Origin of the sequence: Burkholderia sp. 9777_1386, from assembly GCF_015712265.1 — a bacterium.
GTDB classification, from domain to species: Bacteria; Pseudomonadota; Gammaproteobacteria; order Burkholderiales; family Burkholderiaceae; genus Burkholderia; species Burkholderia cenocepacia.
In genome coordinates this window covers 321,982-340,721 of the sequence record NZ_JACCQB010000002.1, presented here as the reverse complement: position 1 = coordinate 340,721, position 18,740 = coordinate 321,982, and the positions used below count along the sequence as shown (strand labels likewise).

The 18,740-nt window shown below is 68.3% G+C and carries 14 protein-coding genes, 1 pseudogene and 1 riboswitch; of the genes and pseudogenes, 12 read left to right on the top strand and 3 right to left on the bottom strand.

What is annotated here, in order from left to right; translation table 11 throughout:
- Positions 1–2: 2 nt before the first annotated feature.
- Positions 3–319: pseudogene (locus tag H0X91_RS03565) on the bottom strand (type II toxin-antitoxin system RelE/ParE family toxin).
- 388 nt (positions 320–707) lie between these two features.
- On the opposite strand from H0X91_RS03565, the gene H0X91_RS03560 reads away from it, so the two are divergent.
- The 12 genes from H0X91_RS03560 (at position 708) to H0X91_RS03505 (ending at position 17,232) form a co-directional block, all read left to right on the top strand.
- Entirely contained in the window at positions 708–2,348 is a 1,641-nt protein-coding gene (locus tag H0X91_RS03560; protein WP_006490980.1) for an acetolactate synthase large subunit, read from the top strand.
- Positions 2,349–2,376: 28 nt separating this feature from the next.
- Entirely contained in the window at positions 2,377–3,810 is a 1,434-nt protein-coding gene (locus H0X91_RS03555) for an aldehyde dehydrogenase family protein (protein ID WP_006490987.1), read from the top strand.
- Between the two features lie 242 nt (positions 3,811–4,052).
- Complete coding sequence (locus tag H0X91_RS03550) at positions 4,053–5,636, top strand: Na+/H+ antiporter (protein ID WP_058902848.1); 1,584 nt, start codon at positions 4,053–4,055, stop codon at positions 5,634–5,636.
- 475 nt (positions 5,637–6,111) lie between these two features.
- Complete coding sequence (locus tag H0X91_RS03545; RefSeq protein WP_006490975.1) at positions 6,112–7,245, top strand: hybrid sensor histidine kinase/response regulator; 1,134 nt, start codon at positions 6,112–6,114, stop codon at positions 7,243–7,245.
- 124 nt (positions 7,246–7,369) lie between these two features.
- A complete protein-coding gene (locus H0X91_RS03540; protein ID WP_012493173.1) occupies positions 7,370–9,046 on the top strand; it encodes a methyl-accepting chemotaxis protein in 1,677 nt (558 codons plus the stop codon).
- Positions 9,043–9,564 carry a chemotaxis protein CheW gene (locus H0X91_RS03535; RefSeq protein WP_006490979.1) on the top strand — a complete coding sequence of 174 codons (522 nt, stop codon included), beginning with the start codon at positions 9,043–9,045 and terminating at the stop codon, positions 9,562–9,564. Before H0X91_RS03540 ends, H0X91_RS03535 begins: the two co-directional genes overlap by 4 nt.
- Positions 9,561–10,982: a CheR family methyltransferase gene (locus tag H0X91_RS03530; protein WP_196432806.1), complete on the top strand. Its 1,422-nt coding sequence runs from the start codon at positions 9,561–9,563 to the stop codon at positions 10,980–10,982. The genes H0X91_RS03535 and H0X91_RS03530 overlap by 4 nt, the downstream gene beginning before the upstream one ends.
- A 46-nt stretch (positions 10,983–11,028) precedes the next feature.
- Positions 11,029–11,733 (top strand): chemotaxis protein CheW, encoded by a 705-nt coding sequence (locus tag H0X91_RS03525; protein ID WP_059722549.1) that lies wholly within the window; start codon positions 11,029–11,031, stop codon positions 11,731–11,733.
- Complete coding sequence (locus tag H0X91_RS03520) at positions 11,730–14,039, top strand: hybrid sensor histidine kinase/response regulator (protein ID WP_006497326.1); 2,310 nt, start codon at positions 11,730–11,732, stop codon at positions 14,037–14,039. The genes H0X91_RS03525 and H0X91_RS03520 overlap by 4 nt, the downstream gene beginning before the upstream one ends.
- Positions 14,036–15,055 carry a chemotaxis response regulator protein-glutamate methylesterase gene (locus H0X91_RS03515; RefSeq protein WP_006497325.1) on the top strand — a complete coding sequence of 340 codons (1,020 nt, stop codon included), beginning with the start codon at positions 14,036–14,038 and terminating at the stop codon, positions 15,053–15,055. The genes H0X91_RS03520 and H0X91_RS03515 overlap by 4 nt, the downstream gene beginning before the upstream one ends.
- A gap of 79 nt (positions 15,056–15,134) precedes the next feature.
- Positions 15,135–15,238, top strand: a riboswitch (Fluoride riboswitch).
- Positions 15,239–15,317: 79 nt separating this feature from the next.
- On the top strand, positions 15,318–16,559 hold the full coding sequence (locus H0X91_RS03510) for a voltage-gated chloride channel family protein (protein ID WP_059722551.1): 1,242 nt from the start codon (positions 15,318–15,320) through the stop codon (positions 16,557–16,559).
- Positions 16,560–16,647: 88 nt separating this feature from the next.
- A complete protein-coding gene (locus tag H0X91_RS03505) occupies positions 16,648–17,232 on the top strand; it encodes a hypothetical protein (protein WP_006497323.1) in 585 nt (194 codons plus the stop codon).
- Between the two features lie 18 nt (positions 17,233–17,250).
- Here H0X91_RS03505 and H0X91_RS03500 read toward each other — a convergent pair whose 3' ends face one another.
- On the bottom strand, positions 17,251–17,964 hold the full coding sequence (locus H0X91_RS03500; protein WP_062909986.1) for a riboflavin synthase: 714 nt from the start codon (positions 17,962–17,964) through the stop codon (positions 17,251–17,253).
- 124 nt (positions 17,965–18,088) lie between these two features.
- Positions 18,089–18,661, bottom strand: coding sequence for a GNAT family N-acetyltransferase (locus tag H0X91_RS03495; RefSeq protein ID WP_006487806.1), 573 nt, complete (start codon positions 18,659–18,661; stop codon positions 18,089–18,091).
- Positions 18,662–18,740: the final 79 nt, after the last annotated feature.

The following is an 18,740-nucleotide window of genomic DNA, read 5'->3' as shown; positions in this document are numbered from 1 at the left end:
GATCACTCCATGTCGAGGTGCGCGAGCATTGCGTGCGCGGCGCGGATGTCGGCCTGTTGCGTCGATTGATCGCCGCCGCACAGCAGGATGACCCATATCGTTCCGCGCCTCACGTCATAGACGCGATAGCCCGGGCCGTGGTCGATACGCATTTCGACGACGGGGAGCCGGCGGATTTCCAGTCGCCCGGATTGCCCATCGGCAGGCGGTCGATGCGCGCCTGGATGCGGCGTTTGGCGAGGCGATCGGGCAGGCCGGCAAACCAGGCGTCGAAGACGTCGGTGGTCCGGATGCTGAATGCAGGAGGACTGTAGGGCATGCATTGCAATGTGTAAACCATGGTTCACATGTCTGTTGAATGGAACATCGTTGCCATGCCAGCCCGCCGGTCGCGTCACCGGGTGTCGACTGGCCGTCAGGCCGATCTTTCCGCTGCCGGAGCCGGCCATCCGGTCGAAGCCGGAGTTGCGCGAATCCGTCTACAATCAAAAACGTCTTTGCCGCCTGCGCGTGCTTGCCGCGTGCGGGCGGGTCCGTCCGTCCTCCGGTGTTCGGGGGCGTCGCCGCGCATCACGCATCGCGTCGTGCGCGGCGGGCAGTGCCGTGGTCAGTGTCCAGTAGGTAAGGCGTCCGCGTGCCGTAGGCCGGCGCGCGTCATGAACGCCGCGTGTCCGTAGGCCGGGCAGGCGGCATAACCGAGAGTCCCCATGAAAGCATCGGATCTGTTCGTGAAGGCGCTGGAAGCCGAAGGCGTCGAGTACGTGTTCGGCATTCCAGGAGAAGAAAACCTCGATCTGCTCGAATCGCTGCGGCGATCGAAGATCAAGCTCGTGCTGACCCGGCACGAGCAGGCGGCCGGGTTCATGGCCGCCACCTACGGCCGTCTCACGGGCCGCACCGGCGTGTGTCTCGCGACGCTCGGGCCGGGCGCGACGAACTTCGTGACGGCCGCCGCGTATGCGCAGCTCGGCGGGATGCCGATGCTGATGATCACCGGGCAGAAGCCGATCAAGTCCAGCAAGCAGGGCCACTTCCAGATCGTCGACGTGGTCGACATGATGCAGCCGCTCACGAAGTTCACGCGGCAGATCGTGTCGATCGGCAACATCCCGTCGGCCGTGCGCGAGGCGTTCCGCCGTGCGGAGGAGGAGCGCCCGGGCGCCGCGCACCTCGAACTGCCCGAAGACATCGCGCACGAGGAGGGCGACGGCAAGCCGATCCCGCGCAGCTACAGCCGGCGGCCGGTGGCCGAGGAGAAGGCGGTCGCGCATGCGGTCGACGCGATCCAGGCCGCGCGCCATCCGCTCTTGATGATCGGCGCGGGCGGCAACCGCAAGACCACCTGCAAGATGCTGCTCGAATTCGTCGACAAGACGGGCATTCCGTTCTTCACGACGCAGATGGGCAAGGGCGTGATCGACGAGACGCACCCGCTGTGGCTCGGCAACGCGACGCTGTCCGACGGCGATTTCGTGCATCGCGCGATCGAGCACGCGGATTGCATCATCAACGTCGGCCACGACGTGATCGAGAAGCCGCCGTTCTTCATGCGCACCGACGACAAGACCGTGATCCACGTGAACTTCCTCGGCGCGCAGGTCGACCCCGTCTATTTCCCGCAGATCGAGGTGGTGGGCGACATCGCGAACGCGGTGTGGCAGATGAAGGAGGCGTTGACGCCGCAATCGCACTGGGATTTCGAGCGCTTCAAGATGATCAAGGCGCATTTCGACGCGCACCTGGAAAAGGGCCAGCACGATCCGCGGTTCCCGATGTACCCGGTGCGGATCGTCAACGACCTGTACAACGCGTTGCCGGTGGACGGCATCGTCTGTCTCGACAACGGGATGTACAAGATCTGGTTCGCACGCTACTGGCGTGCGCACGAGCCGAACTCGCTGCTGCTCGACAACGCGCTCGCGTCGATGGGCGCGGGCCTGCCGTCGGCGATCGCGACCAAGATCGTGCATCCGCAGCGCAAGGTGATCGCCGTGTGCGGCGACGGCGGCTTCATGATGAATTCTCAGGAGCTCGAAACGGCCGTGCGGCTGAAGCTCGACATCGTCGTGATGATCCTGCGCGACGACGCGTTCGGGATGATTCGCTGGAAGCAGGAGAACATGAATTTCCCCGATTTCGCGATGACGCTGCAGAACCCCGATTTCGTGTCGTACGCGCAAAGCTACGGCGCGCACGGGCATCGCGTCGAGTCGGCCGACGATCTCGAGCCGCTGCTGCGCGAGTGCTTCTCGTCGCCGGGCGTGCACGTGATCGACGTGCCGATCGACTACTCGGACAACGAGCGCGTGCTGAACCGCGAGATCAAGCGCCTGTCGGCGCAACTCTGAATACCCGTTCACAGGAAGGAGTCGTTCCATGTTGAAGGAAACCTATCCGTACTACCTCGCCAACGAAGCCGTCTACGCGAACACCGATCTGGAGGTGACCGACAAGTTCAGCGGCAAGGTCGCCACGCGCGTCGCGCTGGCCGACGCGAAGGCGATCGATGCGGCGATCGCCGCGGCCGTCGACGCCACGAAGCCGATGCGCGAGATGCCGGCCTACCGGCGGCAGGCCGTGCTCGATCATTGCGTCGCGCGCTTTCGCGAACGGTTCGACGAGCTGGCCGAGGCGTTGTGCATCGAGGCCGGCAAGCCGATCAACGATTCGAAGGGCGAAGTCACGCGGCTGATCGACACGTTCCGCGTCGCGTCCGAGGAATCGGTGCGCATCGACGGCGAGATCGTCAACCTCGAGATCTCCGCGCGTGCGCAGGGCTATACGGGCTACACGAAGCGCGTGCCGGTCGGCCCGTGCTCGTTCATCTCGCCGTTCAACTTCCCGCTGAACCTCGCCGCGCACAAGGTCGCGCCCGCGCTCGCGGCCGGCTGTCCGTTCGTGCTGAAGCCGGCGAGCCGCACGCCGATCGGCGCGCTGATCATCGGCGAGGTGCTCGCGGAGACCGACCTGCCGAAGGGCGCGTTCTCGGTGCTGCCCGCGCATCGCGACGGCGCCGACCTGTTCACGACCGACGAGCGCTTCAAGCTGCTGTCGTTTACCGGCTCGCCGGCCGTCGGCTGGGCGCTGAAGGAGAAGGCCGGCAAGAAGAAAGTCGTGCTGGAGCTCGGCGGCAACGCGGCCGCGATCGTCGATGCCGACCAGCGCGACCGGCTCGACTACGTGGTCGAGCGGCTCGCGTTCGGCGCGTACTACCAGTCGGGCCAGAGCTGCATCGGCGTGCAGCGGATCCTCGTGCATGCCGATCTTTACGACGCGCTGCGCGAGAAGCTGATCGCGAAGACGCGTTCGCTGAAGATGGGCGATCCGAAGGATCCGTCGACGTTCGTCGGCCCGATGATCTCGGAATCCGAGTCGCGCCGGCTGTCGGGCTGGATGGATGCGGCCGTCGCGGCAGGCGCGAAGATCGTCGCGGGCGGCAAGGTCGACGGCGCGATGTTCGAGGCGACGCTGCTGGAGAACGTCGGGCGCGAGCAGGACCTGTACCGCAAGGAGGCGTTCGGCCCGGTCGCGATCCTCGAGAAGTTCGACCGCTTCGACGACGCGCTCGCGCGCGTGAACGACAGCGACTTCGGGCTGCAGGCCGGTGTGTTCACCGATTCGCTCGCGCATGCGCACCGCGCATGGGACGAACTGGAGGTCGGCGGCGTCGTGATCAACGACGTGCCGTCGTTCCGCGTCGACAACATGCCGTACGGTGGCGTGAAGGATTCGGGCCTCGGCCGGGAAGGGATCCGCTACGCGATCGAGGACATGACCGAGCCGCGGCTGATGGTGGTGCGGCGCCGGTAACGCGCGGCAGGCAGCGCGGCGCCGCGGCGGCACGCGGGCGGGCGATCGGGCCGGCCTGCGTGCCGTTTTGCATGGCGGCGCGTGGAGCGGCACGGCGCCGCGCATGTGCCCTGCATGTGCCGCGCCGCGGGCCGCCTGAAACAGGCTCGACTGCGGGCCTCGCCTCGTGATGTAATCGCGCGAAACTGCCGACCGGGGTACGACGCCGGAACGCGCGAATTCATTCTTCACGAGGTCGATTCATGTCCCCCGTCTCGGCATTCAAGCTGGTTCTGTTGTCATTCCTCGCGATCGTCGCGCTCGAATGCATCGCCAAGCGGCTGCGGCTGCCGCCCGCGGCCGCGCTGCTGATCGGCGGCATCGGCATCGCGTTCATTCCCGGCCTGCCGCCGATCAACCTCGATCCCGAGCTGGTGCTGCTGGTGTTCCTGCCGCCGCTGCTGATGGACGGCGCGTACTTCTCCGTGTGGGAAGAGTTCAAGCGCAACGTCGGCGGCATTCTGATGCTGGCGATCGGCGCGGTCGTGTTCACGACGTTCGCGGTCGGCTTCGCCGTGCACTGGGTGGTGCCGGAGCTGCCGTGGGCCGCGTGTTTCGCGCTCGGCGCGATCGTGTCGCCGCCCGATGCGGTCGCGGCGAAAGCCGTGCTCGAACGCGTTGCGCTGCCGCGCCGGCTGATGGTGCTGCTCGAAGGCGAGAGCCTGCTGAACGACGCGGCCGGCCTCGTGCTGTTCCGCTTCGCGGTCGCGGCCGCGCTCACCGGCGCGTTCAGCCTCGAGCACGCGGTCGTGCGCTTTGCGGAGCTCGGGCTCGGCGGCGTGGTGGTCGGCTTCGTGGTCGGCAAGCTCGTCGTGTGGTTCCTGAAGCTGCTCGACGACGACTATCTCGTGATCACCGTCGCGGTGATCGCCGGCTGGATTTCTTACATCGCGGGCGAAATGGTCGAGGTGTCGGGCGTGATCGCGACCGTCACGACCGGCATGATCGTCGGCTGGCATCAGCACGAGGTGTTCTCGGCGGCCGTGCGCACGCGTGGCACGGCATTCTGGCAGGTCATCGTGTTCCTGCTCGAGGCGATGGTGTTCGTGTTGATCGGGCTGTCGCTGCGCGGTGCGATCCATCGGCTCGGCGGTTTCGAACAGGTGCTGGGCACGATGGTGCCGCCGGTGCTCGCGGTGCTGGCGGCGGTGATCGTGTCGCGCTTCGTGTGGATCTACGCGGTCGAGGCGCTGAAGTGGCCGGTGCGCGGCGTCGTACGGCGCGGCGAGGCGCCCGACTGGAAGGCCGCGACGATCATGAGCTGGGCCGGCATGCGCGGCGTGGTGACGCTGGCGATCGCGCTGTCGCTGCCCGAGGCGTTGCCCGGCCGCGACGTGATCCTGGTCGCGTCGTTCGCGGTGATCCTTGTCACCGTGCTGCTGCAGGGCACGACGATCGGGCCGCTGATCCGGCTGCTGCGCCTGCCGCAGCGCGACGAGCGGGCCGCGCACCATCTGACCGAGCCGCAGACATGGGCGTACGTCGAGGCCGCGCAGCTCGCGGCGATCCAGCCGCTCGTGCGCGACGAGAACGGCGTCGTGATCCATCCGCGCCTGCTCGAGCAATACACGTATCGCGCCGAACTGACCGAACGCTCGAAGAACGAGCCCGCGTATCCGGCGGAAGTGCGCATGGCGCACTACGACGTGGTGCTGGCCGCGATCCGGGCCGGGCGTGCCGAACTGTTGCGCCTGCACCGGTCGGGGCGCATTCACGACGAGATGCTGCACGCGCTCGAACGCGACCTGGATCTGCAGGAAGTATCCGCGCAGCACGCGCGCGGCTAGGGCGCCCGGCTCGCGAATCGCACGGGCCGGCGCCCTGCCGGCCCTGACCCGCGCGCGGGGCGAGCCACCCCGTCGCGCGATTTTTCCCCTCCCGCCTGCCGATTTGGAGTATCTGAATCCGGCCCTCAATATGACCGACTCTGAGCCTTGCAGCGCATGCAAACCTCATGGCGCCGGTCTCGCAAACGTTATCGTCTCTCGAATCCGGAAATGATCTGATTTAACTGTTTCCGTCTCTTTCTGCATATTTGGCAAAACTAAACCGGAAGGAGATAGATGCTGTGTTCTAATTTCATTTAGAATCAGCCGGTTATGTTTATTGAGAGAAAGAATGCGGAGGTAATGCGGTCGTCGACGGGGGAACAAGCGGCGTCCAAAGCCCCGCAAGGCAGTGCCGACAGGCCAAATCGGCGGAATCAGGCGGGTTTTTCAACTGCCAATATAAGATAGCGTCCAAGTCGGATAAACAACTCCTATGAAAGAATCGATTGGAGATTCGGCGTTTGAAACTGTATTTATGAAAGAATCGAGCAGTGATAATGCCTCGGATTACCTCGAATCGGGGTTATCGGTCCTCCTGGTCGACGACCAGCCGTTCGTCGGCGAGGTGATCCGCCGCGCGTTGCGCAGCGAGCACGACATCGACCTGCACGTGTGCACCGACGCACACCGGGCGATGGCGGTCGCGCGCGACGTGAAGCCGACGGTCATCCTGCAGGATCTCGTGATGCCGGAGATCGACGGCCTCGATCTCGTGCGTGCGTGGCGCGCCGACGCCGGCACCGCCCGCGTGCCGATCATCGTGCTGTCCGCGAAGGAGGAGCCGATCGTCAAGCGCGAGGCGTTCATCGCCGGCGCGAACGACTATCTGGTGAAGCTCCCCGACGCGATGGAGCTGACCGCGCGCATCCGCTATCACTCGAATTCTTACCTGATGTCGCGGCAGCGCGACGAGGCGCTCGATTTCCTGTCGCACGACATGCGTTCGCCGCAGACGTCGATCCTCGCGCTGCTCGACGTCTACCGGACCGAACACGGCGACATGCCGGCGATCATGGAGCGCATCGCCGGCCATGCGCGGCGCGCGCTCGCGCTCGCCGACGGTTTCATCCACCTGACCCGCGCGCAGTCGGAGCGCCGCGCGCACGAGGTCGTGAGTCTCAACGAGATCGTGCTCGACGCCGTCGACCAGCTGTGGGAGAAGGCGGCCGGGCTCGGCTGCCGGGTGATCGCGCACGTGCCCGATACCGAGTGCGTGACGATGGGCGACCGCATGATGCTGACGCGCGCGGTCGCGAACCTGGTCGACAACGGGCTGAAATACGGGCCGGCCGGGATGGACGTACATTGCACGCTGGGCGGCGAGGACGGCGCCTGGCTGATCGGCGTCGAGGACGCCGGCGCGGGCATCGCGCCGGAACAGCGCACGGCCGCGACCGAGTCGTTCGTGCAGCTCGAATCCGCGCACGGCGCGGCGCGCGGCGGCTTCGGCCTCGGCCTCGCGTTCGTCCGCGCGACGGCGGCGCGGCATCGCGGCCAGATCCTGATGCGCAATACGGCGCGCGGCTTCATGGTCGCGCTTCGGCTGCCGGCGCAAGCGGAGCGGTGATTTCGCGGCGCGGCCTGCCGGCGCCGCGCCGCTCGCGAGACCCCGATGCGCTCGTGGCGCGCCACCCGGCGCGCATGCGGACGCGGATTTTTTCAACGCTGAATTTAGAAAGCCCATAACGAACATGGCCACCGTGACGCCCCGCGCGACCAATGAAAGCCTGCATCCGACCATCGGCGCTGGCCGGCTGACGCTCGGCAATCGCATCCTGCTCAGCTTCGGCGTGCTGTTCGTGCTGATGCTGGTGACCGCCGGCGTGTCGTACGAGCGACTGCGCGCGATCAACGCCGAAGCCATCAGCATCGAGCGCGACTCGCTGCCCGGCGTCTACCTCGCGTCGACGCTGCGCGGCTCGGTCAACGAATCGTTCACGCTGCTGCAGCAGGCGACCTTCGTCGATACCGAACCCGAAACCGTGCAGCGCGATCTCGCGAAGATCCCCGACGTGCTGAAGGACATCGAGTCGCTGTCGGTGGACTACCAGAACACGACGTTCCGCGACGACGACCGGCAGCGCTTCGTGGCGTTCCGCGGCGCCTACGATCATTACGCGCCGCTGCTGAACGAAGCGGTGCAGAAGGGCCGCGTGTCGCACGAGGAAGCGGTCGCCGCGTACGCGAAAGTGCTGCCCGCGTGGACCGAGGTCGTGCGCAACGCGAACGTGCTGGTGCAGGAGAACCGCAAGTTCGCCGAGCAATCCGCGAAGCTGATCCGCGAATCGGTGCAGGACACCGAGATCGTGCTCGCGACCGCGCTGGCGTTCGTGCTGCTGTCCGCGCTCGGGCTCGGGTACGTGCTGTACCGTTCGGTCACCGTGCCGATGGCGCGGCTCGTCGAGGTGCACGACGTGATGCGTACCGGCAACCTGACGCGTCGCCTCGATCTGCGCCGTCGCGACGAATTCGGCACGCTCGAGACGGGTTTCAACCGGATGGCCGACGAGCTGACCGAGCTGGTCTCGCGCGCGCAGCAGTCGTCGCTGCAGGTGACGACGTCGGTGGCCGAGATCGCCGCGACGTCGCGCGAGCAGCAGGCGACCGCGAACGAGACCGCGGCGACGACGACCGAGATCGGCGCGACCTCGCGCGAGATCTTCGCGACGTCGCGCGACCTGCTGCGCACGATGAACGAGGTGGCCGGCGTGGCCGAGCAGTCGGCGACGCTCGCGGGCGTGAGCCAGAGCGGACTCACGCGGATGGGCGAGACGATGCGCAGCGTGATGGATGCGGCCGGCTCGGTGAACGCGAAGCTCGCGATCCTCAACGAGAAGGCGCTGAACATCAACCAGGTGGTCGCGACCATCACCAAGGTGGCCGACCAGACCAACCTGCTGTCGCTGAACGCGGCGATCGAGGCCGAGAAGGCCGGCGAGTACGGCCGCGGCTTCGCGGTCGTCGCGACCGAGATCCGCCGCCTGGCCGACCAGACGGCCGTCGCGACCTACGACATCGAGCAGACGGTCAAGGAAATCCAGTCGGCCGTGTCGGCGGGCGTGATGGGGATGGACAAGTTCTCCGAGGAAGTGCGCCGCGGGATGCTCGACGTGCAGCAGGTCGGCGGGCAGCTGTCGCAGATCATCGCCGAGGTGCAGACGCTCGCGCCGCGCTTCCAGATGGTCAACGAAGGGATGCAGACGCAGGCGAACGGCGCCGAGCAGATCACGCAGGCGCTGTCGCAACTGTCGGAGGCCGCGCAGCAGACCGCCGAATCGCTGCGCCAGTCGTCGCAGGCGATCGACGACCTGACGCTCGTCGCGAACCAGCTGCGCACCAGCGTGTCGCGCTTCAAGGTCGACGCGTGACGCGCGCCGATCCGCAGAACGGCGCCCACGCGCTGTTCCTGATGTTCGAGCTCGACGGCGAGCGCTATGCGCTCGACGCGGCCGGCATCGACGAGGTGCTGCCGCTCGCCGTCATGAAGGCGGTGCCCGGCGCGCCGGACTGGATCGCCGGGCTGCTGATGCGCGGCGGGCAGCCGGTGCCGGTGATCGACCTGCCGATGCTGGCGCTCGGGCGGCGCGCGCAGGCGCTGCGCTCGACGCGGCTCGTGATGGTCCGCTGTCGCGCGAGTCACGCCGGCCACGCCGACGGCGAACGCACGATCGGCCTGATCGTCGAGCGCGCGACGCAGACGATGCGGATTGACCGCGCGGCGTTCCGCGTGAGCGGCATCGCGACCGCGCGCACGCGCTGGCTCGGGCGGGTCGCGAACACGCCCGACGGCGTCGTGCAGCAGGTGTCGGTGTCCGACCTGATCGACGACGTCGCACGCCTGTCTCTGTTCGACGGCCTGCCGGGCCACGGGGAGGAGTCCGCATGAACGTGTCCGAATCGCGATTTCGCGGCTGGTTGCTGCGCGAGACCGGCATCGACCCCGATTCGCTCGGCAACGATTTCCTGATGCGCGCGCTGACCGATCGCATCCATGCGTGGCAGGCGGACGGCGAGCGCGTGCCGTCGGCCGCGCGGCCGCCCGTGACGCCGGAAGCGCTCGACGCGTACTGGCAGCAGCTCAACGCGTCGGCCGACGAACGGCGCGCGCTGATCGAGCTGTTCGTCGTCCCGGAAACGTGGTTCTTTCGCGACCGCGAGGCGTTCGCGACGCTTGCGCGGCTGGCCGCCGAACGGCTCGCCGCGATGCCTGGCCGCGTGATCCGCGTGCTGAGCGCGCCGTGCTCGACGGGCGAGGAGCCGTATTCGGCGGCGATGGCGCTGCTGGATGCGGGGCTCGAACCGGCCAGCTTCGCGATCGACGCGATCGACCTCAGCCCGCGCGCGATCGAGCAGGCGCGGCTCGGCTGTTACGGGCGCAATGCGTTCCGCGGGACGGCGACGGAGTTTCGTACGCGCTACTTCACGCCGACCCGCGACGGCTGGCTGCTCGACGAGCGCGTGCGGGCGTGCGTGCAGTTCAGTCACGCGAACCTCGTCGAACCGCTGGCCGATACCGGCATTCGCTACGACTTCGTGTTCTGTCGCAACGTGCTGATCTATTTCGACCGCGACGCGCAGGATCGCGTGATCCGCTCGCTCGACGAGCGTCTTGCCGACGACGGCGTGCTGTTCGTCGGGCCGGCGGAGACGGGTGTCGCGATGCGGCACGGAATGCGCTCGGCGCGGGTGCCGCTGGCGTTCGCGTTTCATCGCGAGCCGGCCGGCGCGGCGGCCGAGGCTGGCGCGGCGCGACCGGTCGCGCCGCTGTCCGCGGCGGCGCCGTATCGGGGCGCGGAGCGCTTCACGATCGAACCGCTCGCCGCGCCGCGCCCGGTGGTGGCCGTCGCGCCGCCCGCCTGGCTCGGCGACGTGCGTCAGCCGTTCGCGGCGGTGCCGCCGCCGGTCGTGCCGGCGGCCGCGATCGACGCCCGGGCCGACCTCGCGCTGGCAACCGCCGGGACGGCCGCCCCGGCCAACGACGGCATCGCGGCGGCGCTCGACGATGCTCCGACGCTGGAGGATGCGCAGGCGCTGGCGAACGCGGGCGCGTTCGACGAGGCCGAGCGTGTGCTCGCGCAGTTCTCGGCGCGCGTCGGCCCGCATGCCGATGCGTTTTATCTGAACGGACTGATCGCGGATGCGCGCGGGCGCGCCGCGGAAGCCGGCGACTTCTACCGCAAGGCGCTGTACCTGCGCCCCACGCATCACGAGGCGCTGACGCATCTCGCGACGCTGCTCGACGTCGGCGGCGATCGTGCGGGCGCGCAATGGCTGCTCGAACGCGCCCGGCGTTCGGCCGGCTGACACGATGACGGAAACGGGATCGACACCGCGATGACCAGAGGAATTCATGAACCGCGACGCCGCTGCCACTGACGACGCGACGCTCGACGTCGACGATTGCTGGAACCGGATCGGCACGCGCGGCGACCGCTCGTGCGAGCGGCTGAACGACTGCCTGCGCTGCCTGAACTGCCCGGTCTACGCGTCGCACGCGGCGAAGCTGCTCGAGCGTCCGCTCGACGTGGCCGAGATGACCGACGTCACGCGCCGGATGAGCGCGTTCGGCACCGCGCAAGCGGGCGACGACGGCGATACGCGCCATGCGGCGCTCGCGTTCCGGGTGGCCGACGAATGGCTCGCGCTGCCGATCGGCGTGCTGCGCGAGATCGCCGGCACGCGTCCGATCCATTCCTTGCCGCATCGCCGCAATTCGGCCGTGCGCGGGGTGGTCAACATCCGCGGCACGCTGCGCATCGCGATCTCGATCGGCGCGCTGCTCGGCCTCGATGCCGGCAAGGCGGGCAGCGGCAGCGACGACGGCCGGTTCACGCGGCTGCTGGTGGCCGCGCACCAGGGCGAACCGGTCGTGTTTCCGGTCGACGAAGTCGAGGGCGTGCTGCGCTTCGGCGCGTCCGACTGGGTGCCGGTGCCCGCGACGGTCGGGCGCGCGAGCGCCGGCCTGTCGCGCGGCGTGCTGGCGTGGCGCGGCAAGTCGGTGGGGCTGCTCGACGACGATCGTCTGTTCGACGCCGTGACACGGAGCATGCGATGAGCGGCGATGACGACCTGAGCCACCTGTCGCTGCTCGAGCTGTATCGCGAGGAGACGCGCACGCAGACCCAGGCGCTGTCGGAGCGGCTGCTCGCGCTCGAATCGGGCGAGCCCGATTCCGTCGCGCTGGAAGCATGCATGCGCGCCGCGCATTCGCTGAAGGGCGCCGCGCGGATCGTCGGCGTGCCGCTCGGCGTCGACATCGCCGGGCGGATGGAAGAATGCTTCGTCGCCGCGCAGGCCGGCACGATCGCGCTGACGGCCACGCACGTCGACGTGCTGCTGGCCGGCGTCGACTTGCTGGTGCGCGTCGGCGATCCGCAAGGGCCGCCCGTATCGCAGACCGAGATCGACGTGTTCGCGGCGGCACTGACGGGCGCCGACGGCGCGCAGACGATGCAGGCGCCGGCCGCCGTGCCGCCGCCGATACCGCCGTCGGTCGTGCCGTATCGCGATCACGACGGCGCCGCCAACGAGCCGGTCGGCGCGAGTGCCGCGGTGCCGCCGCTCGCCGTGTCGGGCACGGTGCCCGATCCGGCCCAGGCCGGCCGCGTGGCGGGTGCCGGCGCGATGCGCCGCGTGCGCGCCGATACGCTGAACCGGCTGCTGAGCCTGTCCGGCGAATCGCTGGTCGAATCGCGGTGGCTGAAGCCCTTCGCCGAATCGATGCTGCGCGTGAAGCGTGCGCAGCGCGACGCGGCCCGTTCGCTCGACCTGATGTACGAGCAGTTCGCCGACGATCTCGACGCCGGCATGCTCGCGTCGATGAACGAAGTGCGGCACATGCTCAACGACCTGCAGCGCTCGCTCGCCGAGCGCATGGACGAATTCGACCGCTTCGAGCGGCGCAGCACGCATATCGCCGAGCAGCTGTACGACGAGGCGCTGCAGTGCCGGATGCGCCCGTTCGGCGACGCGACCCGCGCGTATCCGCGCATCGTGCGCGATCTCGCGCGCTCGCTCGGCAAGCAGGTGCGTTTCTCGATCGTCGGCGAAGGCACGCAGGTCGATCGCGACATCCTCGACCTGCTCGACGCGCCGCTCGGCCATCTGCTGCGCAACGCGATCGACCACGGCGTCGATTCGCCCGACGCGCGCCACGCGCGCGGCAAGCCGGCCGAGGCGAGCGTCACGCTCGAGGCGCGTCACAGCGCCGGCTCGCTGCTCGTCAGCGTGATCGACGACGGGCCGGGCGTCGACATGGACGCGCTGCGCGCGGCCGTCGTGCGCCAGCGCCTGACCGACGACGAGACGGCCGCGCGGCTGTCCGATCCCGAATTGCTCGAATTCCTGCTGCTGCCCGGATTCTCGATGCGCGATGCGGTGACCGACGTGTCGGGGCGCGGCGTCGGCCTCGACGCGGTGCAGGAGATGGTGCGCGGCGTGCGCGGCGCGGTGCGGATCTTCAACGAGCCGGGCGCCGGCATGCGCTTCGTGCTGCAGTTGCCGCTCACGCTGTCGGTGATCCGCAGCCTGCTCGTCGAGGTCGGCGGCGAGCCGTATGCGTTTCCGCTCGCGCACGTGCGCCGCACGCTCGAACTCGCGCATGACGACATCGACGTGCTCGAAGGGCAGCCGCATTTTCCGTTCGACGGCCGGCGCGCGGGCCTCGTCGCCGCGCACCAGCTGCTCGACGCGGGCGAGCCCGACGTGGCGCGCGCCAGCACGGCGGTCGTGGTCGTCGGCGGCGAACCCGAGCTGTACGGCGTCGCGGTCGACCGCTTCCTCGGCGAGCGGATGCTCGTCGTGCAGCCGCTCGACAGCCGCCTGCACAAGATCCAGAACATCGCGGCCGGCGCGCTGCTCGAGAACGGCGACCCGGTGCTGATCGTCGACGTCGAGGACCTGATCCGCTCGGTCGACAAGCTCGTGCGCGGCGGCCAGCTCGCGCGGCTCACGCGCGATCCGCAACTCGCGCTCGCCGACCGGCGCCGTCGCGTGCTCGTCGTCGACGATTCGCTGACGGTGCGCGAGCTCGAACGCAAGCTGCTGGAAAAGCGCGGCTACGACGTGACGGTCGCGGTCGACGGGATGGAAGGGTGGAACGCGGTGCGCAGCGATGCGTTCGATCTCGTCGTGACCGACGTCGACATGCCGCGCATGGACGGCATCGAACTCGTCACGCTGATCAAGAGCGACCCGATGCTCAAGCGCGTGCCGGTGATGATCGTGTCGTACAAGGATCGCGACGAGGATCGCCGGCGCGGGCTCGATGCCGGCGCCGATTACTACCTCGCGAAGAGCAGCTTCCACGACGAGGCGCTGCTCGATGCCGTGCACGACCTGATCGGAGATGCGCGCGGATGAACATCGGCATCGTCAACGACCTGCCGCTGGCCGTGGAGGCGCTGCGCCGCGTGATCGCGCTGCGTGCGGACCATCGCGTGCTGTGGGTCGCGACCGATGGCGACGAGGCGGTGGATTTCTGCGTCGCGCATCCGCCCGACGTCGTGCTGATGGATCTCGTGATGCCGAAAGTCGACGGCGTCGCCGCGACGCGCCGGATCATGGCGCGCGCGCCGTGCGCGATCCTGATCGTGACGGCGAGCGTCAGCGCGAACACGTCGTCGGTGTACGAGGCGATGGGCGCCGGCGCGCTCGATGCGGTCGACACGCCGACGCTCGCGCTCGGGCTGTCGACCGACGCATCGCCGCAGGCGCTGCTTGCGAAGATCGACCAGATCGGCCGGCTGCTCGAAAGCCGCTCCGTGGCGCTCGTGCCGCCGGGGCCGGCGCCCACGCGCGGACAGCCGACGCTCGTCGCGATCGGTGCGTCGGCGGGCGGGCCGACCGCGCTCACCGCGCTGCTGCGCGCGTTGCCGGCCGATTTCCCGGCCGCGATCGTGATCGTCCAGCACGTCGATCAGGCATTCGCGTACGGCATGGCCGAATGGCTCGACGGCTATACGCGGCTGCCGGTGCGCGTCGCGCGGCAGGGCAGCGTGCCCGAGGCCGGCGCGGTGCTGCTCGCGGCGACCAACGACCATCTGACGCTATCGCCGCGCGGCGTGCTCGGCTATACGCGGCATCCGGCCGAAACGCCGTACCGGCCGTCGATCGACGTGTTCTTCAACAGCGTCGCGGACGGCTGGCAGAGCGAGGCGCTCGGCGTGCTGCTGACCGGCATGGGGCGCGACGGCGCGCTCGGCCTGAAGGCGATGCGGGCGAAGGGCTGCTACACGATCGCGCAGGACGAAGCGACCAGCGCCGTGTACGGGATGCCGAAGGCGGCGGCGGCGATCGGCGCGGCGTCGGCGATCCTGCCGCTCGAACAGATCGCGCCCCAGTTGATCGCGCGGATCGCGCTCGCGCCGCGCGACTGACCGCGCGCCGGGCACGCGCTGTCGCTGCGTGGCGGCGCGGCGCCTGCATTGCGTGCGTGGCGCGGCGTCGCGTACAATGGCGGCCTGCGGAGATGGCATGCCTCCCTGCGGTCGTTGCCGGCGCGTAGCGTGCGGTGCGGCCCTCAACCGCCGGTTTGCCCGGCTGATGATGCCTGCGTGTTCCTGGGTCGTCAGGAGGTCGCAGGCCGTCCACGCGGTATTCTGCCGCCCAGGTTTTGATGTTCCGTCGAATCTGGAAATCATGTTTTTCACGACTTCTGCCGATCTGTTCGCGACCGCGCGCTACGTGTGCCGCTGGCTCGCGCTTTCAGCCCTGCTCGGCGCGCTGGCCGGCACGGCTTCCGCGCTGTTCCTGATCGCGCTCGACTGGGCGACCGGTACGCGTGTCGCGCATCCGTGGCTGCTGTGGGGGCTGCCGGCCGCCGGTTTCGCCACCGGCTGGATCTACCATCGATTCGGCCAGTCGGTCGCGCGCGGCAACAACCTGCTGATCGACGAGATTCACGACCCGAAGGCGCTCGTGCCGAAGCGGATGGCGCCGCTCGTGCTGGTCGCGACCGTCGTCACGCACCTGTTCGGCGGCTCGGCCGGCCGCGAGGGCACGGCCGTGCAGATGGGCGGCGCGCTCGCCGATCGCGTCACGCACGTGTTCCGTCTCGATCGCGAACATCGCCGCGTGCTGCTGATGGGCGGCATCGCGGCCGGCTTCGCGTCGGTGTTCGGCACGCCGCTCGCGGGCGCGGTATTCGGGCTCGAGGTGCTCGCGATCGGGCGCGTGCGGTACGACGCGCTGCTGACCTGCGTCGCGTCGGCGATCGTCGCGGACGTCGTGTGCCGCGCGTGGGGCGTCCATCACACGGCCTATGCGATTCCGTTCGTGCCGGCCGTATCGGCGACCGGGCTGGCCGTGACGGTCGTCGCGGGCATCGCGTTCGGCGTGGTCGGGCGGCTGTTCGCGTTTGCGACGCATGCGCTGACCGCGTGGTTTCGCCGCGTGATCCGCTATGCGCCGCTGCAGCCCGTGCTCGGCGGCCTGATGGTCGCCGTGGCCGCGACCGTGTTGAACGTGCCGCAGTATCTCGGTCTCGGCATCCCGACGATCGAGGCCGCGTTCCACGGCCCGCTGCCGCTTTACGATTTCGCGGGCAAGTTCGCGTTCACCGTCGTCACGCTCGCGTCGGGGTTCAAGGGCGGCGAGGTGACGCCGCTGTTCTACATCGGCGCGACGCTCGGCAATGCGCTCGGCCAGGTGTTGGCGCTGCCGGCGCCCGTGCTCGCGGGGCTCGGCTTCGTCGCGGTGTTCGCGGGCGCGGCGAACACGCCGATCGCGTCGACGATCATGGCGATCGAACTGTTCGGCGCGGATATCGGCGTGTATGCGATCGTCGCCTGTGTCGTCGCGTATCTGTTTTCGGGACACGCGGGGATTTATCGCGCACAGCGTGTGGCGGTAGGGAAGGGCGCGCAGGTGGAGGCGGAGTGACGCAGGGTGGCAGCCGTGGTGCGAAGTCGTTCGAGCGCGGCGGCCCCGTGCGATATCCGGAGTACAAGAATCGACTGACGGACGCTCAATGACACTGGAAGACTTTCTGACCGAAGCGAAGCGCCTCGCCAGGCCGTGCCACGCGTACCGCTTCGCGGCCGGCGGCGAACCCGTCACCGGCTACTGGCATGGGATCGACGCCGGCGCGTCGTGCATCTCTGTGGAGCGCGACGGCGCCTGGCTGAACGTGTATCTCGACGAAAGCGGTACGGGCGGCCGCGTGGAGACTTCCACGCAACCTGTCCGCTCGGATCACCCGCTGTGCCGATCCGGTGCAACGTCGCTTCCGCCCGTCGATGCGGTGTTCCGCTTCGGCTCGGCCGCGATCGGCGCGTACCTCGACGCACACGGCTGGCAGCGCGACTGGGGATTCAACGACAACTTCAAGGGCGCGGCCGCGCACGACTACGCGCGCGAATGGATGGCGCAATGCCCGCTCTACACGGGCGGGGTGGTGGCCGTCACGGGCGGATGGAACATGCCGTGGCCCGACGACGACTGGCATGAACTGACGGACCTCGACCTCGTCCTCTGGACATTCGAGGAGTCGGAGCCGTGGATCGAGGTGTTTTCCGACGGCACCCGGTTCTCGGTGATCCAGCGGATCACCTAGCACGGTGGAAATTCGCCGTTACTGCTTCGGCAGCCGCGCGACGTTGCGCGCCAGCAATTCCTCGATATCGATGCCTTTTTCCGCCAGCAGCGCGGTGACGACGCCGTTCAATTCGCCGAGCGTCTCCTTGACCGATTCCCGGATCGTATCCACGACGACCTGGGTGCTGCGTTCGATCTCGATGTTGACCTTGTCGTTGACGCCCTTCGCATCGAACGTGGTCGCGCGGCGCGTTTCGGGAATCAGCCAGACCTCGAACCAGCCTTCGTCGCGATTGACGTCCGACACGGTGAGGCTGCAGCCGTTGATCGCGATGTAGCCCTTCGCGAACACATAGCGCTTGAACTCGGCCGGCACGCCGATGCGGATCATCCGGTTGTGCTCGGACGATGCGATGTGCATGATGGTCCCCGTGAAATCGACGTGACCGGACAGCGGATGCCCGCCGATCTCCGCGCCGTCCTTCGCGGCCCGCTCGACGTTGACGCGCGCGCCGGTCGTGAGGTCGGCCAGCGTGGTGATCCGCAGGCTCGGCAGCATCACGTCGAAGTCGATCAGCACCGGCGAATGGATGGTCGTCACCGTCAGGCACACGCCGTCGACCGACACGCTCGCACCGATCTCGATATCGTCGGTGAACCGCTCGGGGAATGCGATGCTGAACGTCCTCAGCTCGCCGTGATCCTTGATGGCGTTGATGGTGCCAACACCCTGAACAATGCCTGTAAACATGGTCTGCCTTTCGTCGCGAATTGCCTGGCCGACATGATAAGTGATCCACGGGAGGGGCGCGTGTCCGCGGCGGTCTGACGGCGGCAGGCCGCTTTCATGGAAGTCCCCGCCATGGGCCGGATCACTACGAACAAGGTCGATCGTCGCGAGTTTGCCGCCTATGCCTGCCCGGGCTTTCGCAGGTCACCGGTGCCGGTATCTGATAAACGACCGACACGAATTTCGGGGTCTCGCCACGGCCCGTTACAGTGCCGCCGAGGGACTCAGCGATACGTCGGCTCGGATGGTTCTCCTCGGCAACGGGATAGTTGAAGCGCCGGACGTTGAGCGTCACGCACGCCCATTCCACGACGAGCCTGACCGCCTCTCGTCCGATCCCTTCGCGATGCCGATCTTCGCGGATCCAGACGCCCAGTTCCGGGATGGCCTGCTTGACGTGATGAATCCCCACCAGGCCGAGGAAGGTTCCACCGTCGCGTTGTCGAATCACGAACACGTAGTCTGTGCCGTCGGTTTGTGCATGCAGCCACGTCTGCCAGACGCGATCGAAACTTTCCCTGTTCGCCGGAGGGTCCCAGCCCATATAGCGAGTCAGCGACGGCGTAATGCATGCAAGCGTCGCATCCGCGTCGTTCGCCGAAAACGGTGCGAGCGAAAGGCGATTCGATTCGATACGGGTTTCGTCCGGTTGAAACATCATTTCCTCGTCGTGCGTCGATCACGCCAATCGGATCGCCGGCATGGCCCGGCGATTGAAGCCATGTCGCCGGGTCATG